This is a genomic window from Rhizobium gallicum bv. gallicum R602sp (assembly GCF_000816845.1).
Lineage (GTDB): Bacteria > Pseudomonadota > Alphaproteobacteria > Rhizobiales > Rhizobiaceae > Rhizobium > Rhizobium gallicum.
On record NZ_CP006877.1, the window covers coordinates 3,261,350 to 3,283,462 of the forward strand.

The 22,113-nt window shown below is 59.5% G+C and carries 19 protein-coding genes and 6 pseudogenes; 7 read left to right on the forward strand and 18 right to left on the reverse strand.

What is annotated here, in order from left to right; genetic code table 11:
- Positions 1-13 precede the first annotated feature (13 nt).
- Positions 14-236, forward strand: a pseudogene (locus RGR602_RS38410) (DUF982 domain-containing protein); the annotation flags it as partial.
- A gap of 105 nt (positions 237-341) precedes the next feature.
- Here the strand turns inward: RGR602_RS38410 and RGR602_RS16010 are convergent.
- The 7 genes and pseudogenes from RGR602_RS16010 to RGR602_RS35780 all read right to left on the reverse strand — a co-directional run.
- A complete protein-coding gene (locus RGR602_RS16010; protein WP_022712876.1) occupies positions 342-914 on the reverse strand; it encodes an NADPH-dependent FMN reductase in 573 nt (190 codons plus the stop codon).
- An 85-nt stretch (positions 915-999) separates the two neighbouring features.
- Positions 1,000-1,665 carry a nitroreductase gene (locus tag RGR602_RS16015; RefSeq protein ID WP_039846954.1) on the reverse strand — a complete coding sequence of 222 codons (666 nt, stop codon included), beginning with the start codon at positions 1,663-1,665 and terminating at the stop codon, positions 1,000-1,002.
- A 334-nt stretch (positions 1,666-1,999) separates the two neighbouring features.
- A pseudogene (locus RGR602_RS16020) lies at positions 2,000-3,065 on the reverse strand (IS110 family RNA-guided transposase).
- 430 nt (positions 3,066-3,495) lie between these two features.
- Positions 3,496-3,579: pseudogene (locus tag RGR602_RS39205) on the reverse strand (DUF2274 domain-containing protein); the annotation flags it as partial.
- 737 nt (positions 3,580-4,316) lie between these two features.
- Positions 4,317-4,724, reverse strand: coding sequence for a cupin domain-containing protein (locus RGR602_RS16035; protein ID WP_022712880.1), 408 nt, complete (start codon positions 4,722-4,724; stop codon positions 4,317-4,319).
- A gap of 80 nt (positions 4,725-4,804) precedes the next feature.
- Positions 4,805-5,560, reverse strand: coding sequence for an SDR family oxidoreductase (locus tag RGR602_RS16040; protein WP_039845918.1), 756 nt, complete (start codon positions 5,558-5,560; stop codon positions 4,805-4,807).
- Positions 5,561-5,791: 231 nt separating this feature from the next.
- Positions 5,792-5,929, reverse strand: a pseudogene (locus tag RGR602_RS35780) (carboxymuconolactone decarboxylase family protein); the annotation flags it as partial.
- Positions 5,930-6,314: 385 nt separating this feature from the next.
- Here RGR602_RS35780 and RGR602_RS16045 point away from each other — a divergent pair.
- Positions 6,315-7,232, forward strand: coding sequence for an MBL fold metallo-hydrolase (locus tag RGR602_RS16045; RefSeq protein ID WP_039845919.1), 918 nt, complete (start codon positions 6,315-6,317; stop codon positions 7,230-7,232).
- A 519-nt stretch (positions 7,233-7,751) separates the two neighbouring features.
- On the opposite strand, the gene RGR602_RS16050 is transcribed toward RGR602_RS16045, so the two are convergent.
- Genes RGR602_RS16050 through RGR602_RS16065 form a run of 4 tightly spaced genes read right to left on the reverse strand, consistent with a single transcriptional unit; the run spans position 7,752 to position 12,694 of the window.
- A complete protein-coding gene (locus RGR602_RS16050; RefSeq protein ID WP_039845920.1) occupies positions 7,752-8,444 on the reverse strand; it encodes a response regulator transcription factor in 693 nt (230 codons plus the stop codon).
- Positions 8,434-8,823, reverse strand: coding sequence for a response regulator (locus RGR602_RS16055; RefSeq protein WP_039845921.1), 390 nt, complete (start codon positions 8,821-8,823; stop codon positions 8,434-8,436). The genes RGR602_RS16050 and RGR602_RS16055 overlap by 11 nt, the downstream gene beginning before the upstream one ends.
- Positions 8,820-9,467 (reverse strand): response regulator transcription factor, encoded by a 648-nt coding sequence (locus RGR602_RS16060; RefSeq protein ID WP_039845922.1) that lies wholly within the window; start codon positions 9,465-9,467, stop codon positions 8,820-8,822. The genes RGR602_RS16055 and RGR602_RS16060 overlap by 4 nt, the downstream gene beginning before the upstream one ends.
- Positions 9,467-12,694: an MASE1 domain-containing protein gene (locus tag RGR602_RS16065; protein WP_039845923.1), complete on the reverse strand. Its 3,228-nt coding sequence runs from the start codon at positions 12,692-12,694 to the stop codon at positions 9,467-9,469. The genes RGR602_RS16060 and RGR602_RS16065 overlap by 1 nt, the downstream gene beginning before the upstream one ends.
- Positions 12,695-13,058: 364 nt before the next feature.
- Between RGR602_RS16065 and glnQ the strand changes: the two are divergent.
- From glnQ to RGR602_RS16075, 3 genes and pseudogenes are all read left to right on the forward strand, one after another.
- Positions 13,059-13,303: pseudogene (gene glnQ / locus RGR602_RS35165) on the forward strand (glutamine ABC transporter ATP-binding protein GlnQ); the annotation flags it as partial.
- Positions 13,304-13,398: 95 nt separating this feature from the next.
- Positions 13,399-13,575, forward strand: a pseudogene (locus RGR602_RS16070) (response regulator); the annotation flags it as partial.
- A gap of 13 nt (positions 13,576-13,588) precedes the next feature.
- Complete coding sequence (locus RGR602_RS16075) at positions 13,589-14,347, forward strand: response regulator transcription factor (protein ID WP_082046570.1); 759 nt, start codon at positions 13,589-13,591, stop codon at positions 14,345-14,347.
- Here the strand turns inward: RGR602_RS16075 and RGR602_RS16080 are convergent.
- Entirely contained in the window at positions 14,310-15,242 is a 933-nt protein-coding gene (locus RGR602_RS16080; protein ID WP_052451600.1) for a LysR family transcriptional regulator, read from the reverse strand. The two genes, RGR602_RS16075 and RGR602_RS16080, sit on opposite strands and share 38 nt — an antisense overlap.
- 58 nt (positions 15,243-15,300) lie before the next feature.
- On the opposite strand from RGR602_RS16080, the gene RGR602_RS16085 reads away from it, so the two are divergent.
- A complete protein-coding gene (locus RGR602_RS16085; protein WP_039845925.1) occupies positions 15,301-16,050 on the forward strand; it encodes an SDR family NAD(P)-dependent oxidoreductase in 750 nt (249 codons plus the stop codon).
- 382 nt (positions 16,051-16,432) lie between these two features.
- On the opposite strand, the gene RGR602_RS16090 is transcribed toward RGR602_RS16085, so the two are convergent.
- From RGR602_RS16090 to RGR602_RS16115, 6 genes are all read right to left on the reverse strand, one after another.
- Positions 16,433-17,368, reverse strand: coding sequence for a pirin family protein (locus RGR602_RS16090; protein ID WP_039845926.1), 936 nt, complete (start codon positions 17,366-17,368; stop codon positions 16,433-16,435).
- Between the two features lie 161 nt (positions 17,369-17,529).
- A complete protein-coding gene (locus RGR602_RS16095; protein WP_039845927.1) occupies positions 17,530-18,405 on the reverse strand; it encodes a LysR family transcriptional regulator in 876 nt (291 codons plus the stop codon).
- Between the two features lie 34 nt (positions 18,406-18,439).
- On the reverse strand, positions 18,440-19,477 hold the full coding sequence (locus tag RGR602_RS16100) for an LLM class flavin-dependent oxidoreductase (protein WP_039845928.1): 1,038 nt from the start codon (positions 19,475-19,477) through the stop codon (positions 18,440-18,442).
- A 46-nt stretch (positions 19,478-19,523) separates the two neighbouring features.
- A complete protein-coding gene (locus RGR602_RS16105; protein ID WP_052451601.1) occupies positions 19,524-19,898 on the reverse strand; it encodes a nuclear transport factor 2 family protein in 375 nt (124 codons plus the stop codon).
- Positions 19,895-20,215: a MoaF-related domain-containing protein gene (locus RGR602_RS16110; RefSeq protein WP_039845929.1), complete on the reverse strand. Its 321-nt coding sequence runs from the start codon at positions 20,213-20,215 to the stop codon at positions 19,895-19,897. Before RGR602_RS16110 ends, RGR602_RS16105 begins: the two co-directional genes overlap by 4 nt.
- A 193-nt stretch (positions 20,216-20,408) precedes the next feature.
- Complete coding sequence (locus RGR602_RS16115) at positions 20,409-21,062, reverse strand: hydrolase (protein WP_039845930.1); 654 nt, start codon at positions 21,060-21,062, stop codon at positions 20,409-20,411.
- A 153-nt stretch (positions 21,063-21,215) separates the two neighbouring features.
- Here RGR602_RS16115 and RGR602_RS16120 point away from each other — a divergent pair, with 153 nt between their 5' ends.
- Positions 21,216-22,112 (forward strand): LysR family transcriptional regulator, encoded by an 897-nt coding sequence (locus RGR602_RS16120; protein WP_039845931.1) that lies wholly within the window; start codon positions 21,216-21,218, stop codon positions 22,110-22,112.
- Position 22,113: the final 1 nt, after the last annotated feature.

Sequence of the window (22,113 nt, forward strand, 5' to 3'; positions counted from 1 at the left end):
CGCACTACAAGAGATGGCGTATCACGACGTGCTTTGGACCCTGCCGCTGAAAGTAACCCTGCACTCCGGTTTGGACCGTACCTTTGACAGTGGCTACGAAGCTTCCCCTTTCCACAATCGCGCTGTCTCGGCTTGCAGGCGGGCATTAAACCGAACGACGCCCGCGGCAGTAGCCCGCGAGGCGTTTATAGCCCGCATGCCTCGAAGCTGGCATGCCGGCGATAGGGGTTGCGCCGCTGCCCTATGCTGGGAAAACCAACATGGACCCATCAACTCCGAATCTCGACAAAGCCAGTGAATCACGACCAAAGCCTTCACGCCAGGGCCCTTTTCAAAGCCTGCTAGGCATCTTTCGGCAGCACTGAGCGAACCCTTGCGATGAAGACATGGAAGTCCTGCATGAAAGTGCGAAGGAAATCAGCGGTGGTGTCATTCATGACCTCACCGTCATCGGTGATCAGCCCTGGTGTGAACTGGATGTAGGCTTCCGGGGCATTCATTTGGGGAGAGTTGCAGAAGCTAAGCACGCTGCGCAAATTCTGCTGGGCGACTGCTGTGCCTATGGCGCCCGGCGAGGTGCCGATCACCGCTGACGGCTTGCGTGTAAACGAGTTGGTGCCGTAGGGGCGGCTAGCCCAGTCGATTGCGTTTTTCAGCCCGCCAGGTATGGATCGATTATATTCGGGCGTGACGAACAGCACGGCGTCGACGGCCGCGATTGCCGCCTTGAATGCCTTGCCAGCCGGCGGGTAGTCGGCGTCATAGTCGTAGCTGTAGAGCGGCAGGTCCTTGAAGGATATCTCCGACATTTCAAGTTCGGGCGGGGCAAACCGCACCAACGCCTTGGCGAGCTTGCGATTGATCGAGGCCTTGGCGAGGCTGCCGATGAAATAGCCTACTTTATGTGTGGTCATGGCGTTCTCCAATATCACGCATGCCAAAGGAAGTATCATACCTAAGATTCATAGAAGGGTCTCTTGTCCTTTTGAGCCCAAGTAACTAACCGCCGACGAACGTGACCGTCTCGGCGAGCGGGGCGCGGCCCGTACGGGGAAAACTTACCGCGGGGTCCTCGTACCCGATCGACATGCCGCAGAAGAGGATGAGCTCCTCCGGGGGTGACAGGACCTCTGCGACCGTCTCGCGAACCTGCGACCACGCCATCTGCGTGACACTGTGCAGTCCTTCGGCGCGGAGTAGCAGCATGATGGTCTGCAGATACATGCCGACATCGGCCCATTGGGGCCGGCCCAAGTCACGGTCGATGTAGCAAAACAGGGCGGCGGGCGCGCCGAAACAGTTCCAGTTGGCGATGGCTGCCCGCTGCCGCGCCTCCCAGTCTTCGCGCGCAATGCCAAGCGCACTGTAGCGCTCCTTGCCGAAGGCGGATCGGCGCTCCGCGTACGGAGACTTCAGCTCGGTCGGGTACATCTTGTACTGCCGCTTGTCCCAAGGGTCGCCATGAGCCACGCGCTCGACGGCGTTCGTCTTGAGCTCGGCCAGCGGCGCGCCCGTCAGCACGTAGGTGTTCCACGGCTGGATGTTTGATCCGGACGGCGACCAAGCTGCGGCGGACAGCACGCGCTCAAGCACCTCCCTCGACACAGGCTCGTCCTTGAATGCGCGCACCGCCCGGCGGCTTGTGACTGCCTCATATACGTCAATGGTCGCCTCCATAGCGCCGGCCATTCGTTTCGGTCTATCGGGGTGTGAGGTATTGTCCATACTCATGGTCCTCTCCAATGAAAGAACACAAGGGGCAAAACGCCTTTAACTGACGGCTTTTCCTTGGGTTGGGTTATGGTTTGATCAGCGTTATTGCCGATCGGCTAAATCTCTTCCTTTCGCTGGACAGGTTGTTGCCGTCCTGCGGTTCTCGAACCAATCTCCAATGCGTGACCTGATGCGTTAGCTTCGGTCACAGAGTGACGTTCGGCTCCCGGTTTCCCATTCTCCTCAAGGAGCGCAACCCGGACCTGCCGGGCTCGCTAGTAGACCATCAGGACAACCGGGATATCGTCGACGCGCCTTCCATGGGGCTTTCGCCGCGCCGCTCGTAAGCGCGCTGGTCACGCAGGATCTGGAAGGCGATCGTCAAAAGCTTGCGCGCGATGGCAACACGCGCCTTGTTCACTCCTCTGATCTTCAGATGCTCGTATTGGGCGCGAAGCTGTGCATCGCTGGCAATGGCCGGTGCCACCGCCTCGACGAAAGCCCAGCGCAGCCACTTGTTGCCCTGCTTGATGATCTTGCCGTGAAAGGTCTTGCCGCCGGAGGAATAGGTCGACGGCACCAGTCCGGCATAGGCGGCAAGCTTCTTCGGATTGCGGAATCGACCGACATCATCGATCTCCGCATCGATCAGCCGGGCGAAGAACTCGCCGATGCCGGGGATCGTCTTCAACAGCTTCACATTGCCATTAACCTTGGTCATTGCCCGGATCGTTGCTTCCGACTGCTTGATCCGCACATCGATGTCGCCGATGAAGTCGAGACCGCGGTCAATCTGGATGCGGTCGATCTCCGAGACCTTGACCTGCGCCAGCTGGATGCGGCCGGCCTTGCCGAACAGGTCGCCGAGCTTCTTCAACTGCGCCGTCTGCTCCGGATAGCGATCAAACACCGTGACGATGCGGTTCTTCGTCATCGTCCGCAGCCGCACGTAAAACATCCGCTCACGCAGGGCGATGCGCAGCTCGCGGGCTCGCTCTCCAGGTGCCCAGGCCTCCGGCACCAGGTCGGCTCTGAGCAGGTGCGCCAGCACCGTCGCATCGATCTTGTCAGTCTTGATCTTGGCATCGGCGATCGCCTTGACCTTCCACGGATGGGCGAGGACGACATCATCACAAATGTCGTCGAGCCAGTTGTAGATCACCATCCAGTTGCGCGTCCTCGACAACCGCATGCGAGTTGTCGCGATAGCGTTCGAGAAAGCCGCCAAGCGACTGGCGGTCGTTCTTCACCCGGCCGGATCTGAGCGTCTTGCCGCTGCTGTCCTGCACCACCAGGTGGCTGTAGGATTTGTGATAGTCGACGCCGATATGGTAATCATAAGAGGCAGTCATGCTTCCAACTCCCTTGTTGAGATGTATGAAACCCCAATAAGGTAAGCCGAAAGGCTGGAAGCGTGACTGTCCCTCGATCATCACCTGCATCTCAGTGATCCGTTCTATCGGTGGAGGCGGCCTCTTTCATGTCACCTCCTCATGACTGTCCTGATGTCGTTCGTTATCTCCGTTCGCAATGGAGGCGTAAATCATACCGTGGTCTAGGAGGTGTACATCAAATGTATATGAGGGATCGATGCATCCGAAGGGCATGTGGCCGAAGCATCGCTGAAACCCCGCACCACCCCGACCTTGGGTACCGCCCTTGAACGGCGCGGTTGTCATCTTCTTCATCTGCAAGCCGACAGACCCGGGATTATCCGTGATGACAAGGTGGAGAGCGCCCTCATCCATGTCGAGGCGAACCACAGCGATCCGCAGCTTCAATTTAGATCGAGGTGCGGCGAGCCTTGGCGAATCCCCGATCAGTCGCGATGAACCGCTCCAGCATAGGCACGATTGAGTTGCGCGGGCAATTCCGGCGACCGCCTTTGATAGCTGCGTTCCGGCCGCACTCGTTAATTGTGCTATCTTGCGATTAAGTGACGATGCGATAAATACCGGCGGCCGCCAAAGAACGCCTTTCCTTTGGTCGGTTAGAGAATTGGCTCCATCCTCGAGCTGCCAGCCCTCGCTTCTGCAGAGCCGCCAATCCCGGATACGTGGCGACCCGAGGCCCAGGCGATACTCGAATGGCGCCCGGGTCTCGCCGTATACCTACGAGCACCGTTCGACCTGAAACTGGAGTGTGAATACGGGGAGCGATCATCGGCTTCGACCGGCTCGGGACGGTTCTATATTCGCGATCCGGGCCAATAGTAGTAGCTGAGGTCGATGCGGATCCCGTGGTGCGCCTCCACCTTCGGCGTCGATACCCAGTCGCTCCGCGCGATGCAATGCGTCCGGCTTCCCCTCTGCGGCGGCAAGCCAGGACACCTGGTCCGGAAGGCATACAGATCGCGGCCTAATATCCATGCGAACTCCATCGGAAGGACATTGTTGCAGCCCGTGTTGACGTGCACGCCGACGTCGAAGCCGTCTGCGGCATAAGGAAGAGTCTTTCTGGGCGACAAGCCGCCATTCGGGTAAACCCACGCGGTGGCGCGGTAGTATTCCCACGCGGCGAGCAAGCACCCCTTCGGCTCGGCGGGCTTAAGCCGGTCGAAGGAGTCCTCGAATTCCGCTGGGCGTGCCGTCCGTACGGAAATATTACTTCACCGGCATGACGACCGGAGCATCCTTGTTCTTCAGCAGCACAACGATAAATTTCGCCGGTTTGGACGTGCTCGCGTTGCGACTGACCAAGTGAATGTCGGAAGGGCCTTCATAGTAAGTCTCCCCTGGCGACAAGGTGACTTCTTTTTCACCTTTCACCTGCATCACAATGGAGCCTTCCAGAACGTAGACGAATGCATTTGCGTCGTGCCTGTGGATAGGGTCTGAACCTCCCGGCCCATACTCGACCGATATCATTAGCCCTTCCTTGCCAGGATAATTTGGAAGATCCTTTTGCATGAGGGATGTGACCTTTGCACCATTTTCAGCCGCAATGCCGGGCAAGGTGCCAAGTAGAGAAGCGGTCGCGGAGACAAAAAGCGAGAAGAGAACTGCTTTCATCGTCGAAATCCTTTTGGTTTGTCGAATTGTTTGCATAAATGCGTTTCGAGCTCGAACAACCCGTTGTTCGAGGCCTGGGCTTACTTCGGCTGCCGGGACTGTCGGAACCATTCCTCAAACCCGATCTTGCCGAGCCGTGCACCGTCGCCAGGCACCAGCGACTGGTCATTCAGTTTAGTGCCGAAATAACGAGCATGAACATCAGCTTCGACAGTCCGCGGGTCATTGCTTGCTTTCAGATACCGCGCAACGATCTCGTTCATGGGAGCGCGCTCGGGACCCGCAATCTCGATCGTGCCGTTGAGCGGCCTGCAGAGGACAACGTCGGCCATGGCATCGGCAACGTCGTCCGATGCGATAGGCTGGAAAAATGCAGGCGAGAGCCGCGCGACGGTACCGACAGTTGCTTCATCGGCAATGCCCTGCAGGAATTCGAAGAACTGCGTGGAATGGACGATTGTGTAGGGGATCGGCGAAGCTTTGATGAGTTTTTCCTGGACAAGTTTGGCCCTCATATAGCCGCTTTCCGGCAGCCTTTCCGTTCCTACAATGGATAGGGCAATATGATGCTTCACTCCGGCCTTTGCTTCGGCCGCCAGCAGATTATGGCCAGCCGTTTCGAAGAATTCCAAAACCGCTTTGTCTTCGAAAGAAGGCGAGTTGGCGAGATCAAGCACGACGTCGCAACCTGTCAGCGCTTCAGCAAGACCTTCGCCGGTGATCGTATTTACCCCGGAGTTTGGTGAGGCAGCCAGAACATCGTGTCCCTTGGCCCGCAACCGCGCAACAGTCTTTGAACCTATAAGGCCGGTCCCGCCGATCACAACAATTTTCATAACGGATGTCCCTCAAAAAATGAAAGTTTCGGACCATTTCGAACGCTTCGAACAATGCCGGGAGAGACAAATCCATTCTATCGTGCAAGGAGCGTAAAGTTCTAATCGCCGGGTTTAGTCGACCCATCCTCAAGTCTAGTCTAGGAACGGGTGATACGAGTGTTGCCGTCGCGCGCGAGGAAGCGTTTAACCCTTTCCCGGTTCCCATTTCCTATAGAGCGGCGACTCTCACCATGCGTCGAGCATGTAAACCCGCATTTCGGTTTCGCCATGTGAGCGAGGATCGCTCGCATGCATGTAGATACAAAAGGCGCAGCCATTGATCTGCGAGGCACGTAATTTGACGAGCTCGCCAAGACTGGGCTCCAGTCACCTCCCGAAATGGCCAGGCTATTGTGCAAACGGCGGGAAATTCGCCCCCTGCAAGATCTCCAAGCGCTTTTGGAAGAGAGCTAGAACCGTTATCGAAATATGATCGCTCCTATACCAATTCCAGTCTGGCAGGTGCGGCCAGCATGCGCGGTACCGGGTCGGTGGAAGGCCGACGAGCGAATCAAGCTGGGTCATAAATGAACGTTGCATCTCGCCTGATCTATTCAGTCGCTGACCTCCAGCGCGTGTTGCCGCGATCGTGGCGATAGAACCTATACCGAGGTATGGCTCGTACTACCTCTTGACCCCATAGATCGCAAACACGGCTCGACATAGCGTCGTAGATGCCGCGTCTAAGGCGGTGGTGAGAAGGAGAGCTAACATGGATTTCGAGCTTACCCCACACTCTGTTCGAATGGGTACCGACGACTTGGTTCCGTCACGCTACGCGCTGCGGATCGGCGAGATTGATGTACTAGTGGTCAGCGATGGTGTGCTAACGCTCCCGGGCGCGATGTTGGGCCACAACGCCGAGCCGGCTGTGCGGGCGGCCTGGCTGGATTACAATTTCCTGCCCACTGACACGCTCGATTGGGGGCTGAACGTGGTCGTGGTACGTAGCGGCGACCGGACCATACTTATCGATGCTGGGCTGGGGGACGACCCGAACTTAAACTTGCCGCGAGCCGGACAGTTGGCGCATAGATTGGAGGCCGCCGGCATCCATCTTGCGTCCGTCACCGACGTGGTGCTTACCCATATGCACATGGACCATATTGGCATGCTGCTCGTCGACGGCGTGAAGGACCAACTGCGTCCGGATCTGCGAATCCACGTGGCGGCCGCCGAGGTGGAGTTTTGGACGCACCCCGATTTCTCCCACGTCTCCATGCCGCAGGGGTTCCCGGACGCGCTGCGGGCGGCGGCCAAGCGGTTCGCGGAAGAGTACCGCAGCAATCTGCAGACGTTTGAGGAGGAGCACAAGGTTGCACCAGGGGTGGTCGTCACCCGTACCGGCGGCCACACCCCGGGCCACAGCGTGGTGCGCCTCGCGTCCGACGGCGACCGGCTGATGTTCGCCGGCGACGCCGTGTTCGCGGTCGGGTTCGAGCACCCCGACTGGTTCAACGGCTTCGAACATGACCCCGAGGAGGCGGCGCGCGTTCGGGTCCGTCTCTTGCGGGAGCTGGCGGCGAGCGGCGAACTGCTGGTGGCCACTCACCTGCCGTTCCCATCCGTCGGACATGTGGCGGTCGACGGCGACGCCTTTCGTTGGGTACCGCTATTCTGGGACTACTGACCTATTAGCTGGGTTAGGGCCGCACTAGGGCGCGTATTCACAACGTTGATGACCCCTCGCCCTAGTGCCAAAAAGATATCAATAACCCCAGCGATTGTGCCTAACACCTGCATTCGATGGTCTGGATATGTGGCATGGCCGCGAACCGCGAAGATCTTTTACTGTTTCCATGAAACGATGAAACGATCTAGACGACCGCATGCGTTTGTACAACTGGTCGATCGCTGCCTCGTACGACACCGCCCGTAACCGGCTTAGGCTTCGGCTTCCCTACAGTGAGCAGGTCGATCATCTTCGCGCCGCACCGGTTGTGCTCCGGCAGCATGCATCTGTGGGGGTTTCTGCTCGGGATCGATCCGGCATTCAAGCGGCGTGTCATGGGCGGTACATAGGGTGACGCCACCCATTTTGCTCTTCGGCCGCAAACCGCTGCTCTACCATTGCGTGGTTCGGATAGTGCTGCTTTGCTCACCGCAGCAAGTGGCCCTTCGCGGCATTTCGCAGCGACGCAACAGTACCCTAGTTCGCGCCGAACTCGCGTATCGACGCGGGCAGCGTTTCCCATGCCCGGATCAGCTCGCCGACGGAAGCGACCTCCATCTTGCGCATGACATTGCCGCGATGCAGCTTTACGGTCACTTCACTGATGCCGAGGTCGAAGGCGATCTGTTTGTTGAGGCGTCCGCGCGCCACTTCATACAGAACTTCGCGCTCGCGTGGCGTCAGCGAATGAAGGCGTTCGACGTTGCGCTTGACGATCACGGATTCCTCCCGCCGCGCAGCATCCATCGCAATGCCCCTAATCACAGCGTCAAGTAGCGTTTGGTCCCGTACGGGCTTCGTGAGAAAGTCCACGGCGCCGGCCTTCATCGCCTGGACGGTCATCGGAATGTCGCCATGCCCGGTCAGGAAGATGATTGGCGTGGGGCTGCCATTTTGGGCCAGATGATGCTGCAGGTCCAGACCGCTCACTCGTGGCATGCGAACATCGAGGATCAAGCAGCCGGGGCTGTCCAAGACGTTGGTGTCCAGCATTTCCCCGGTCGAGGCAAAGCAAACAGGCTTGAATCCGGCCGACAGGATCAACTCCGACAGCGCCTCCCGCATGGACGCATCGTCATCGACAATGATGACGAGCGGCTGCTCTGCTTCGCTTTTGCTCTGCTGTGACAGGGGCGCCAATCTCCCAACGAACGACTGGTCAACTCTCATGATCATCCTCCATGTTTCGATTGGTTAAGGCGTTGTCCACGGCAGCCAGCAAGACCTCGGCATCGAAGGGCTTGCGGAAAAACCCGCTGATGCCGCGGGCGCGATCCTGATCCGCAATCTCGTGGCGGCCGGTGATCAGGAACACCGGCAGCTCCGGCCGCACCTTCTTCACCCAATCACGAAGTTCAAAGCCGTCCATGCCTGGCATGCCGATGTCGGTGATGAGCAAGTCCACGCCCGACAGCCCGCTGATGAGTAGCGACCCCGCGGACGAGAAGCTGTGGGCAGCATAGCCCGCGGACTCCAGAAGGTCCTCCAGCGACTCGAGCAGTCTTGGATCGTCATCAACAATCGCCACGACAGGTCTTCGCTTGCTCACGCTCCACTCCCCCCTGCTCGGCGCGAGTGGGTGATCGGTATTTCCAATCGCTCCGCGATACGTACGAGATCAGCGAGCGACGCCGCTGCCATTTTGTGCATCACATTCCTTCTATGGATTTCCAGCGTGACCTCGCTGATCCCCAGCTCCGCGGCGGCCTGCTTGTTGAGAAGTCCACTCACCACGAGCGGCAGCACCTCGCGTTCGCGCCGCGTCAGGTCTAAATAGCGTTGCCTCAGCACGCCGACGTCGGCGCGTTCCGATCTCTTTTCCCGATCCTGGGCGATCGCCGCATCGATTGCGGCCATGAGGTCCGAATCACTGAAGGGCTTGGTTAGAAAATCCACGGCGCCGTGCTTGATCGCGCGCACCGAGGACGGGATGTCACCATGCCCTGTTATGAAAACGATCGGCGGATGTTCGCCCGCGGCGATCTGCCTCTGCAGATCGAGGCCGTTGATATCCGGCAATTCAACGTCGAGGATGAGGCAGGAAGGGACGTCCGGCTTGTCCGCGCTGACATAATCGCCGGCCGATCCGAATGCGATGGCGCGCATGCCGTGGGAGGCAAGCAGCTCGCTGAGCGCCTCTCGCATGCGTTCATCGTCATCCACGATGAAGACGATTTGATCGTCCGTCGCCATCACTCTGCTCCCACTTCATCGGGTAAAGTGAAGACGAAGGTCGCTCCATGCGGTTGGTTCTTCTCCGCCCACAGCCGTCCGCCGTGAGACTCGACAATCGAACGACAGATCGCGAGCCCCATGCCCATCCCGTGCGCTTTCGTCGTAAAGAACGGCTCGAATATCTTGTCAGGAGATTCGACGCCCCGACCGAGATCACTGATCTCGGTCTCGACCGCGTGCCCCCTCCGCCGCGCGCGAATCCGAAGAACTCTGTCAGTCGTAATGGTATCCATGGCCTCCATGCCGTTGCGAATAAGATTGACGAGAACCTGCTGGATCTGGACCCGATCGAGCGCGACAGGCGGAAGGTTGCTTTCGACATCAACGTCCATACGGACGCGCCGCCGCGCCGCCTCCTCAGCGGTTAGGTCACGCGCATCCGCGATGACGCTGCCCAGTGCCGTGGCATGCCTCCTTTCGACCGACTGCTTGAATAAGGCGCGGATGCGGCTCACGACGTCGGCGGCGGCATTTGCGTCACGAATGATGCGCTCCACCGTCTTTTGCGCGCGCTCGAGATTTGGCGGTTCAGCCGTGAGCCAGCGCTGGCAGGCGTGCGAGTTCGCTACGACGGCCGCTAACGGCTGGTTTACCTCGTGTGCTATAGAAGCCGAAAGCTCAGCAAGGCTCGCCGCCTGACTCGCACGCGCAAGGCTCTCTTGCGCCAGACGCAGCTCTTCTTGCGCGCGAATCTCACCGTCGATGTCCAGGCAGATGACGTTCCACTGCACGATGGCGCCTTCGGCGTTGCGCATCGCCGCGGCACGAGTATCGACCCAGCGATATTCGCCATCGAAGCGCCGCAGACGGTGCTTCCGGGCATACGGCTCGCCGGTGGACAATGAATGGGCATATCTCTCTTTGACCCCTGCCACGTCGTCGGGATGAACACCGGCATCGAGTGTGCCGGCCAAGCGAGACTTCCCGGTTCCGTCCAATTCTTCAAGCTCATACCCGAGGAATTCGCGGAGCTGTCGACTGCGATATAACGGCTCGCCGTCGGGCGCAGCGCAATCGATCATTACCGGTAGCGTTTCAACGAGCTCCCACAGCGAGCGCTCTCTCTCGTGCAGCGCCTCCTGAGAAGTCACAAAATCGTGGATATCGACGTTGGCGCCGTACCACCGGATGATTCGGCCGCTCTCATCGCGGAGCGGATCCGCACGCCCCTCTGTCCAGCGGTATGAACCATCCCATCGGCGGTTGCGAAATTTCAACTCGAATGCTTCACCCGTGCTGAAGGAGTGGGTTAGGGCGCGCTCCAAAGGGATCCTGTCGTCAGGATGAACGATGGCCTGAATTGCTCCGGCGAGTCCTTGCTCGGCATCAAAATCCTCCAGTTTCAGGCCGATATAATCCATCATGGTCTTGTTGATGTATGCGGGCTCGCCCCCGGGCGTTACGCACCAAATCTGTACTGGCACTGTGTCAATGAGTTGCTGAAGCTGCCGCTCGCTGCGTCGCAGAGCCTCCTCGACGCGCAGCTGATCGTCGATGTCATGGGAGAGGCCGTACCATTGGAGGATGCGCCCGCTCTCATCGAGCAGCGGCTCCGCGCTGCCTTCCACCCAGCGGTAGACGCCATCCGCACGCCGCAGGCGATAAGTCTTGGAGAAGCGCTCTCCGGTTACGAAAGAATGGTTGAGCGCTTCCCTAAGGCTGGCCGCATCATCGGGATGGACGGCGGCTTCTATGATGGCTGCCAGCCGGCTCATGCCCGGTTTGTCCAAATCCCCTACATCCAGACCGAAAAAGTCAATCAAGCGCTTGTTGAAGAAGGTTGGCTCGCCCTCCGGACTTAACCGCCAGAGCAGGCTCGGAACCATATCCACGAGCTGCGAGAGCTCCCGCTCCCGGTCGCGGAGCGCTTCCTGTGCGCGCATCTCATCGTCGATTTCGATGGAAATTACATACCATTGCGCAATCGCTCCGTGTTGATCCCGCAGCGGTTCTCCGCGGCCATCAACCCAGCGATATGCGCCGTCCGCACGGCGCATGCGATATTTCATGGAGAAGGACTCGCCGGTAACGAAGGAGTGGCGGGCCGTCTGTAGCAGGCTAACTGCATCATCGGGATGGACGAGGCCCTGTATGATTGCAGCCAGCCGGCTCATGCCAGGCTTGTCCAAATCCCCTACATCCAGACCGAAAAAGTCAATCAAACGCTTGTTGAAGAAGGTCGGCTCGCCTGCGGGCGTCAGACGCCTGATCTGGACTGGAACCATGTTCACGAGCTGCGATAACTCCCGCTCCCGGTCGCGCAACTCCTCCACGCTTTGGCGCAGTGTGAGCACCGCCAGCTGATGCTGCCGGGATATGGCGGCCACGATGAGCGCCGAAAATGCCGAGACGGCCAGAAAAAGCTGCAGCATGACCTGCTTATGCTTCTGGGACTCAGGATCGCCGGCAAATTGACTGGCGCCGGATATCGTGAATACCGCCGTGATCATAGCGAGGAGAGTTAAGCTGACCGCGGCGCCTTTGAACTCAAAGCGCACTGCGGCCCAAAGAAGAGGCGGCATGATGATGTAGGCGAAGGGCAGGTAACCGCTCAAGGAAAGCGCAGCGACACCAAGAAAGATCAGCCCCAGGACACAAGCTTCCATCCATTGCGCCGCCGAGAGCTGGGCCTTGCCGCGCCAGTTCTGCAATACGACCAGCGCCAGTGGTGCCACGATCAAGACACCGGTTGCGTCTCCGATCCACCAAAGAGGCCAGGCAGTTGTGAAGGATTGCGATTGTATGCCAAACCACTCAAGTGTCGCGCTTCCCACCGTAGCGCTTATGACTGGCGCAATTCCAGCGCCCAGTACCACGAATGCGAGAACTTCCTGCAAGGTTTCCAGCCGCACCGGCCGCCCGCAGATCCGCATCACCAGCCATGCGCCGGCCGCCGCTTCAAGAGCGTTGCCGGCGTAGATCAGGACAGCGGCAGGCAACGGACTATGGAACCACAGGAAATTGCTAAACAGTTCCGCCAGTAGGCCCCCCAGCACCCACCACGGCCAGCTGTGCCTGGAAGCAAGGATAAGCGTAGCCATTAAAAGCCCGCCCGGAGGCCAAATGGAAATACCTGTTCCGGGTACGATTGCGAGCGACTGAGCGAAACCGCAGCCCAGAACATAGGCTGCGACAAAAAATCCCAGATGCAAAAATTTGGGGCGGTGCGACCAGACGCATATCATTGGCTTCTCCTGCCGGACAAAAACCCGAGGGCTATCAGCGCGCTTCCTATAGCACTTGTTCTCCAATATCTGGCCTGGCGAATCATACGCCCACCCTAATCCGGTCACGGCCCAACCGCACCTCATGGAAATCCATGAGATGAAGTGGATATCTGCGGATCTGATCGGCGGATTCACACCAAGAATGCGTAACACAGCCGACGACATGGTGAACACGACGGCAATTTACATCGATACACCCGAGGCCTTGCATGAGCTCCCACGACAGCAAGTCGAGCTGCGGTAAAAGGCCAAGCCGCAACAGCGAACGACCACCGAATCTGGCGACCGAGCAGAGCGTCACGAATGAACTAGTATTCTTACCAGCAAGGCGGATGCCGAGAAAATCGCCCGCAAATATCTTGAGCGCGTCCGCATTCTCGACCAGACTGAAGAGTACCCGGCCAGCGTTCGGGCGGGCAGCAGCACGCGTAGCCATTGCGCGCGCTCTGCATGGAGCCCAAAGCCAACGTGTTCGATGAGCCGACCAGCGCACTTAATCTGGAAATGGTCAAGGAAGTCCTCGACACGATGATCGGTCTGGCCAGGGACGGCATGACGATGATCTGCTTTGCCCTGCACGAGCGCGAAGGCGTACTTTAGGGCCTCGACTATCGCTATGAACTCCTCGACCTTGCAAAGCGGGGCCTTCCGGCTACCGCCCTGGCTTTGAGCTTCGCGATCAGGTGAAAAAGCTGCGTCCGGAATTGCCGGTATTCCTGATTACTGGCCGTCACGAAATCGCAGATCAGGGCCGCGCCGAGGGCACCAGCGGTTTCTTCCGCAAGTCCTTCGATGCCCCTGGCCTGCTCATCGCCATAAGCGAAGCTTACAAAAATTGAGATGGAGGTTAACATGAGAATCAATCAGTCGGTTGGAGAATCAGCTCCCCTGGCACGACAGGACAAGAAAAATGCAGCCGAACCGGTTGTCATTATCGTCGACGACGATGCAGCTGTGCGGGAAGCTCTGTCGGAGTTGATCCTCTCGGCTGGCTTTCAGCCCGCCAGTTTCGCCTCGAGCCAGGAAGTGCTCAACGCCGTCGATGTATTGGATAGCCCGGGCTGCCTGATCCTGGACGTGCATATGCCAGAAGCAAGCGGGCTCCACCTGCAGCACCATCTGGCGGAAAGCGGCATTGCCAAACCCATCATTTTCCTAACCGGTCATGGCGATATCCCGATGACGGTTCAAGCGATGAAGGCGGGCGCTGTGGATTTCCTCACCAAGCCGGTGTCAGACCGGACGCTGCTCGATGCAGTGAGAGCCGGTATCGCGTCGGATGGAGCCTGGCGCGCGGAAGCTGTCGTCGTGAAGCGCAATCTTGAACGTTTAGGGGCGCTGACGCACCGCGAACGCGAGGTTCTACGCGAGGTGGCGACGCGCGGACGCCTCAACAAACAGATCGCATTCGACCTCGGCATCAGCGAAGTCACGGTCAAGCTGCACCGAGCCAATGCCATGCGCAAGATGGAGGTCCGATCCATCGGTGATCTGATCAGGGCATGGGAGACTTTACCTCCGACGATACGCGAGACCGCGGGCCTGGATTCTGACCAAGCCCAACATCAGGTGCTCAGATGGCCGCGAGGTCTTTTGCCTCGCGGGCGATGAAATCGCAGACCAATTTTACGCGCAACGGGACGGTGCGGCCAAAGGCGTGCAGCGCACTAAAGGGAGCGCTGGGGAACGCAAGCCCCGCCGCGAGTGTAACAAGCGAGCCGCCTTCCAGGTCGTTCGCGACCAGACATCGCAGAAGATAGGCCGCTCCCAGCCCACTGAGCGCAGCCTGAATGAGTGCTGCCCCTGAGTCGCAATCGACGCGCCCGAAGGGAATGAAGCTCGTCCCGTCCGGCAGACGCAGAGGCTGCGTGATGCCACCCAGTGCATAGCGGGCGAAGGGCAGAGCCGCCAGCGCTTCGGCAGTTGCAGGATTGCCCCAGGTCTTCAGAAACGTCGGAGACCCGACGATCGTCATTGGAAGGTCGGCCAGATGACGAACCATGAGGTCCCCCGGCGCGGAATTTCCGACGCGCAGCGCAACGTCGTAGTCCTCCCTGATCAGATCAACGAGCCGATCCGTAAGTCCGACTTCGAGATGCAGGTTCGGATAGTCGGCTGCAAAGATTCCGAAGAGGCGCGGCAGCAGTAGAGGGGCCATTTCATTAGGCATGCTTATGCGCAAGCGACCCGAAGGCGCAACGTCGGATCTTATCGCCTCTTCACTTGCATCCAGGTCCCGCAACAGCGGCGCAACGCGGTCGAAGAAGACCTGCCCGTCCTGAGTAAGCATCAAGGCGCGCGTGGAGCGCAGGAACAGCCGGGCGCCGATCTTCTTTTCCAGCCGCGCCACGCTTTTCGACACCGCTGACGGTGTCGTCCCCAGGTCGCGGGCCGCGGCGCTGAACGATCCGACCTCTACCGTCCGCACAAAAGCCATCAATCCGGGAATCTCGTTGAGTAGGTTCGGCATTTGCACCTCCGCGGCACAGATCATGTGCCCGCCCATGATCTAACGATGCTGGATGGCAGCGTTTATCTAATTTCTCGTTGAAAGGAGATAAACAATGCAACACCTCAAAGACAAGGTCGGTGTCATCACGGGCGGTAATAGCGGGATCGGCAAGGCGACTGCTCGGCTGTTCGCAGAAGAAGGAGCGCAGGTCATCATTACCGGACGGCGGCAGGATGCTGTCGATCGCGCCGTCCAGGAAATCGGTCCGTCGGCCATCGGCTTCGTAGGCGATGCCGCCGACCTCGAGGATCATCGCAGGCTGGCAGACACCGTGAAGAGCCGCTTCGGCGGGCTCGACATCTATATGGCCAATGCGGGGGTCATCAATCTCACCTCCTCCGCCGAGGTGAATCCGGAAGACTATGACCGGCACTTCGCCATCAATACGCGCGGCGTTTTCTTCGGCGTGCAAACGATCGCCCCTCTGATCCGCGACGGTGGAAGTATCATCGTTACGAGCTCGCTTGCGGCCACGAAGGTCCTCCCGGATCATACTGTCTACGCCGGTTCGAAGGCAGCAACAGCCGCCTTTGCGAAAAACTGGGCGATCGAATTCAAGTCGCGGCGGATCCGCGTCAACATCCTGAGCCCGGGTCCGGTCGAGACCGAAATCCTCGCCAAGTTGGGCGTATCGGAGACCGAACGGCCGGCATTCGAAGATTACATGGCTTCCCTGATCCCCGCAGGCCGTCTCGGTCGGCCGGAAGAGTTGGCGCGCGCCGCACTCTTCCTCGCCTCCGATGCAGGAAGCTTTGTCAACGGGATCGAGCTTCATGTCGATGGCGGCATGACCGTGGCTTAAAAGGATGGAAATGACGTGCCCCCGATAAATTAGGCCATTCGGACCCGGAATTCTCCTCTTCTTCCCCCCGGGGATCATAAGTGGAAAATTCCAGCTCCAGCTGGCCCAAAATCGGGGAGCGCCTCATGGGATAGCTGCCGTTAGTCGCGAAGCGCTCAGTACGGCCGCTTTGACCCCGTCATTACCGTACCTGCGCGCCAGGCACGGCATGCCGGATCGCGGCCACGGCCTCAGCACCCTTTTGAGGATTGCGCCCGGCGATGTCTTAACTTGCGATCTCCGAGCACCCCGAACCCGTTACTTGAGCTTCTGATTGCCGAGAACCGCATCGGCCTTTTTCGCAGCGCTGCCAAAACATGGCATCCTAATTCTGCACTCCCCATCACTCTGGAAGCGGAATGTGCTCATCCCGGTCGTCGACCGGAAGATCGAAGCGCCCCTCGCCCCAGTTCTGTGCCCGCCATTCAGCTTTGGCTTCCTCGATACGCTCCCTGGATGAGGCGACGAAGTTCCACCAGATGTAGCGTGGGCCGGAAAGTGTCGCCCCGCCTAAGGTCATCAGCCGCGCGCCTTTTTCCCCGGCTGCGACCGTGATCCTGTCGCCAGGACGAAACACCATCATCTGGGGTGCTTCGAATTCCCTGCCAGCGATCGAAATCGAGCCTTCGACAATGTAGATGCCCCGGTCCTCATGATTGTCCGGCATCGGCAGGCGAGCGCCTGCTTCAAGCTTAACATCAGCATAGAATGTTTCGGAAAACATGGTCGCGGGAGCGAACTTGCCATAGGCGTTCCCGAGAATGAGCCTCACCGACACACCATGGTCCTCGATCGTCGGCAGCGTCTCCTTGCCGTGGTGTTCGAACATCGGCGCCATGTCTTCGTGGCTTTCCGGTAAAGCCAGCCAGGTCTGGATCCCGAACAAGCCGTTCGGCCCCGTCCGCGCCGCTGCGGATGTCCGCTCGGAATGAGAAACACCTCGCCCTGCGACCATCCAGTTCAACTCACCGGGACGGATGATCTGGTCAGCCCCTGTGCTGTCACGGTGGTGAAAGTCACCACGATACAGATAGGTGACCGTGCCAAGACCGATATGGGGGTGCGGCCGAACATCGATGCCCTGGCCGGTCAACAGCTCGGCCGGGCCAGCCTGGTCGAAGAAAATGAACGGTCCCACCATCTGCCGCTTGGGCGCCGGCAGGGCGCGCCGAACCTCGAAGCCGCCAAGGTCACGGGCCCGAGGAACGATTAGGGTTTCGATCGCGTCGATGCCGACCTCGTCAGGACAGCCTGGTTCGATTGCAGGGTTCCAACTCACGCGCCTTTACCTCATCCGTTTAGCGATCTCCTGCCTGCGTAGAGCGCAGGGGTCGCTGCATGGCCCAAGTGACTAACGGGTGAGCGCCCCCAAGACTAGTTGCGCGGCGCGGTGAGCTGTGTCGCAAAAAGCGGAACGCGCAGTCCGTCAACACGCAGATCCTACAAATGCGGATTTCTTTGGAATGCTTCGATCAGGAACTCAGAGAGGATGCGCACTTTTCGCGCCGGGTGCGGGCTGGGTGGCCGCACGACGTAGACCCCACCGACCGGTAGCGGAAAACGGGTCATGACTGGAACGAGCGCGCCGGACGTAAGATATTCATGGGTAACGCAATCGGGAAGCCACGCTATACCAAGCCCTGCTGCGGCCGCGCTGGCAAGCGCCGCGCCGTTGTCGGAACTGAAGCGACCCTGCGGCTGCACAGTGACGACCTTTTCGCCATCCATGAAACGCCACGCCTCGGCACCGATCAGGGCTTGATGAGCGGCGATTTCGTCCGGCTTTTCAGGTGAACCATGTATCCTGATATAGTCCGGGCTCGCCACCAGCTTGCCGTAGATCTGACCAACGCGCCTTGCGATCAGGTTCGAGTCGCGCAGGGCGCCGACCCGGATTGCGCAATCGAACCCGTCCGCAATCAGATCGACGAACCGATCGCTATACTCGGCGTGGATCTGAAGCTGCGGGTGGTGGCGCGCCATCTCCGCCAGCACGGGCGCAAAATGTAGCGGGCCTGACGTGAGAGGGACGGCCACCCGCAGGCGCCCGCGAAGGTCACCGTCGGGCACTATCGTTTCTCGTGCGATGTCGATCTCGGTGCAGATCCTTGCTGCATAATCGCGAAACGTGCCCCCGGCTTCCGTCAGCCCAGCACCACGGGTCGTTCGCGCAAGAAGCTGGATGCCGAGCGCTTCCTCAAGCCGGATGAGGCGCCGACTGACCATTGACTTGGAGATCCCCAGCCGACGTGCCGCGGGAGAAACGCCCCCGGCATCGGCAACTTCGACAAATGTCCGCAGATCCTCGATGTCCATATTGTGTTCCCCGTTTCGTGGCACGGCCTGGCACCTATACTTGCCGAGCCTGCCGGACGATCGGCGCAACCTCGTTGCCCAGAAGCTCGATGGATTGCTTCATCGCTGCCGTGTCGAGAGAGGCTGTGCTCATCTGGAAGGTGATGCGCGAAACGCCGCCAAGCGTCTCGCTGGCCTGCAGCATCTTGGCTGCGACCGTCTTGGGGTCACCGATCAGGAATGTGCCCTCAGGACCTGCCATGGCGTCGAACTGCTGGCGCGTCGGCGGCGACCAGCCGCGCTCACGACCGATCTTCGTCGTCAGATACGCCCAGCCGGGAAAGAATGCGTCCTTGGCTGCAGTGTCTGTTTCTCCCACAAAGCCCATCGCGTGGACGCCCACCTTGAGCACATCGGGACTATGTCCCGCGCGGCTGCCGGCTTCGCGATAGAGATCGACAAGCGGACGGAAGCGCTCGAAGCTGCCGCCGATGATGGCGATCATCAGCGGCAGGCCAAGCGCACCGGCGCGGGCAAAGGATTGCGGCGTGCCGCCGACCCCGATCCATAATGGTAGCTGTGGTTGATGGGGACGCGGGAAAACACCTTGTCCTTTGAGGGCCGGACGGAAGCGACCTTCCCAAGTAACATTGGTTGTCTCGCCAAGCCTGAGCAACAGGTCGAGCTTCTCCGCAAAAAGGTCGTCATAGTCACGTGTGTCCAGACCGAACAGCGGATAGGCTTCCACGAAGGAACCTCGGCCGACAACGACTTCCGCACGGCCTTTGGAAATCAGATCGAGAGTTGCGAATTCCTGAAAAACCCGCACCGGGTCGGCGGCGCTCAGAACGGTCACCGCACTCGTCAATCTGATCCGGCCGGTCCGGGCCGCTGCCGCAGCCAGAATGACAGCCGGCGCGGAGTCGAGAAACTCCCCGCGATGATGCTCGCCTATGCCGAAGACATCGAGCCCGACGCGGTCCGCGACGACGACCTCCTCGATGAGGTCGGCCATACGCTCGGTCGCCGAAGGAAGCTTGCCTGTCGTCGGATCCGGGAGGATGGCAGCAAAACTGTCGATACCGATTTCCATGAGAAGTCACCTGCGATTTGCGTGGTAGGCGCGGCGCCTGAGTTGCCTAGGACGTTGCCAATTGTGCCTGAAGCGTGCCTTCCTCGGGATCGAACATCGGCACGCCGCCAAGAGCCGCCGTAACCGGTACCTCGTCCTGCAACACGTCCCAATGCTCGGCCAGCTTGCCGTCTTCGACGCGGAAAAGATCGATCATCACTTGCGGCCCGTTTGACCAGCCGCGGATGCGCCCGTGGATGGCGACAAAATCGCCCTCGGCAACAATCAGGCCGGGCTCATAATAAACGTCTTGCGACAGACCGGCGACGAGCGCCTGCAAGGCACCGCGCCCCTGAGGAATGCTGGGATTGTGCTGAATGTAATCCGCAGCGTAGAGTCGCTCCACCGCCGACGCATCATGGCGCTGAAACAGGGAGGTCATCGCCCCGAGCACCAGCGCCTTGTTGCGCGCTCCGGACGATCGTCGGGGACGCGGTCCGCTGGCCGAGTGACGACGATGGGACCGGTCATTCGTAGAAACTTGCCATCAGGCAGCGTGGCGAACGAGTGGACCAGACCACGGTCATAGTCCTGCACATTCGTGACCGTCGCACCGTAATCGACGGTTTCGGTTCGGGCGAATAGCCCTTCCCTGATTTCGAACCTCAGTTGCGTGACTGAGAGTAGCGTCTGGCTGACTTTAAAATTCGGATAGGCGACATCCATCTCCTGTCCGATGGGAAAGTGCTCCACCGACATCTTTATTTGCTTTCCATGAGGCGATAGAGAACCAGGCTAAGCCCGGCCCCAGTCGCAAAGTGGTCATTGATTCGGGCCGGCCGCCCTGCATTCAGGCATGGGCAGCTGGCTTGTTGGGAGGGATGACGCAGTTCGATAAGCAATCAGCATGTTCGCTGCGGATCGCTCAAGACTTTCGTCACCCCCGCCCGGATCAGCCTGCGGTGCTCGGCACCGGCGTGTTGAGCAATTGCTGCTCCCACAAATAAGCGATGCCGCTACCACCGGCATGCTGCACGACCACGTCCGTTATCTTTACGGCAGTGTCCATCCGGGCCCAATCGCGCTGCCATTCGGACGCAACCGCCAGCCACGTCATCATATTCGCGCCGGCTGCGATCATGCGGTGGATGGCGACCTCATGCGCTTCGACCGATGTGCCGCCCGATGCGTCTGTTACGACCGTTACATCCCAGCCTTCGCCGAGGGCCTGGATCGTCGGCATGGCGACGCAAACTTCAGTCCAGAGGCCGGCAATGATCAGCTGTTTGCGGCCGGTCGCCTTAACCGCATCCACTGTCGTCTTATCTTCCCACGTGTTAATGAACGTCCGGTCGATTATCTCCTGGCCTGGGAACACATCTGCGATTTGGGGGAACAGGTTACCGCCCCGCTCGGCGATCACGGTGGTCAGGATCGTGGGGACGCCGAATGCCTTCGCTGCCTTAGCCAAACCTACAGTGTTGTTGATCACCATCATCGGCTCGTGGCTGTTCACGTTTGCGAGCTGATAAGGCTGATGATCGATCAGGACGAGGACGGAATCTTCGGGGCGGAGAAGTGAGTCAAGGCCGTTACGAAAGGTCATGGTTTCATCCTATGTTGGCGGTTTATTGAAGCGCGTTTGCTCAAAAGACATGCGCCCTCCGAGGCGCTGCCGCGGCACGAAACTTGTCATTCCTGTTTGTGATGCGGTAGTCCTCGCCTGTGCTAAGCTGTGTCGCAGAATGAGGAACACTGAGTGGATATCGAAGATCTCCGGACATTCGTCGAAGTAGCTGATGCGGGAGGCGTCACCTCAGCCGCGCTGCGGCTTGGCATCTCCAAGTCGATGGTCAGCCGACGGCTCATGCGGCTCGAAGCGGAGCTTGGTGTCCAACTCCTTGCCCGATCCACCCGCGGGGCTTCCCTGACCGAGGCCGGCGCAACCTTCCGGGACTATGCAGCCAGGGTTTCCGCCGAGATCGATGTGGCCAGGGAAACAATTGTGCCCGCCGGTGAGCTCCGCGGCCGCCTCAGGGTTGCCGCGCCGCTTTCCTTCGGTCCGACGCATTTCGCCGCGGTGATTGCGCAAATGGCACGCCGCCATCCTCATCTCCAGATCCAGACCTGTTACAGTGATCGTTTCGTGGATCTGATCGCGGAAGGCTATGATTGTGCGATCCGCGTTGGCACACTTCAGGACTCCAGCCTGATCGCAAGACGCGTCGGTCCCCTCTATGGGAGTTTCGTTGCAAGCCCGGACTATATCAAAGCCCATGGCTCTCCGGAGACACCGGACGAGCTTGTCGCCCATCAGGCTCTTATGCAGGGAACGGAAACCTGGCAAGTGATGGATGGAGACAAGGTGATAACCGTTCGCCCACAGGGACGCTTCAAGGCCGACAACGGGGTTGCTCTCGCTGTCGCCGCAGTAGCCGGTTTGGGTATCGCCGCGCTACCTGACGAGCTTATAAAAGATTATCTGGCCTCAGGCGAGTTGGTTCCGGTCATGAAACGCCATCCACCAACCCCGATCGGGATATATGTCGTCAGACCGCCCGGGCAGCATCCTGCAAGAAAAGTCCGGGTGCTGACCGAAATGCTGATCGAGTGCTTCGACCATGGCCCGGCATTGCCGAAAACAGCTTACCCGTAGT

Bases quoted from the DNA above. Each gene is read 5' to 3' on its own strand.
- RGR602_RS16045 (WP_039845919.1), top strand. From the start codon at position 6,315: ATGGATTTCGAGCTTACCCCACACTCTGTTCGAATGGGTACCGACGAC.
- RGR602_RS16065 (WP_039845923.1), bottom strand. From the start codon at position 12,694: ATGATATGCGTCTGGTCGCACCGCCCCAAATTTTTGCATCTGGGATTT.
- RGR602_RS16105 (WP_052451601.1), bottom strand. From the start codon at position 19,898: ATGACCTCCCTGTTTCAGCGCCATGATGCGTCGGCGGTGGAGCGACTC.
- RGR602_RS16110 (WP_039845929.1), bottom strand. From the start codon at position 20,215: ATGTCGGTGGAGCACTTTCCCATCGGACAGGAGATGGATGTCGCCTAT.
- RGR602_RS16035 (WP_022712880.1), bottom strand. From the start codon at position 4,724: ATGAAAGCAGTTCTCTTCTCGCTTTTTGTCTCCGCGACCGCTTCTCTA.
- RGR602_RS16040 (WP_039845918.1), bottom strand. From the start codon at position 5,560: ATGAAAATTGTTGTGATCGGCGGGACCGGCCTTATAGGTTCAAAGACT.
- RGR602_RS16100 (WP_039845928.1), bottom strand. From the start codon at position 19,477: ATGGAAATCGGTATCGACAGTTTTGCTGCCATCCTCCCGGATCCGACG.
- RGR602_RS16010 (WP_022712876.1), bottom strand. From the start codon at position 914: ATGACCACACATAAAGTAGGCTATTTCATCGGCAGCCTCGCCAAGGCC.
- RGR602_RS16050 (WP_039845920.1), bottom strand. From the start codon at position 8,444: ATGAGAGTTGACCAGTCGTTCGTTGGGAGATTGGCGCCCCTGTCACAG.
- RGR602_RS16115 (WP_039845930.1), bottom strand. From the start codon at position 21,062: ATGACCTTTCGTAACGGCCTTGACTCACTTCTCCGCCCCGAAGATTCC.
- RGR602_RS16075 (WP_082046570.1), top strand. From the start codon at position 13,589: ATGAGAATCAATCAGTCGGTTGGAGAATCAGCTCCCCTGGCACGACAG.
- RGR602_RS16085 (WP_039845925.1), top strand. From the start codon at position 15,301: ATGCAACACCTCAAAGACAAGGTCGGTGTCATCACGGGCGGTAATAGC.
- RGR602_RS16080 (WP_052451600.1), bottom strand. From the start codon at position 15,242: ATGGGCGGGCACATGATCTGTGCCGCGGAGGTGCAAATGCCGAACCTA.
- RGR602_RS16060 (WP_039845922.1), bottom strand. From the start codon at position 9,467: ATGGCGACGGACGATCAAATCGTCTTCATCGTGGATGACGATGAACGC.
- RGR602_RS16095 (WP_039845927.1), bottom strand. From the start codon at position 18,405: ATGGACATCGAGGATCTGCGGACATTTGTCGAAGTTGCCGATGCCGGG.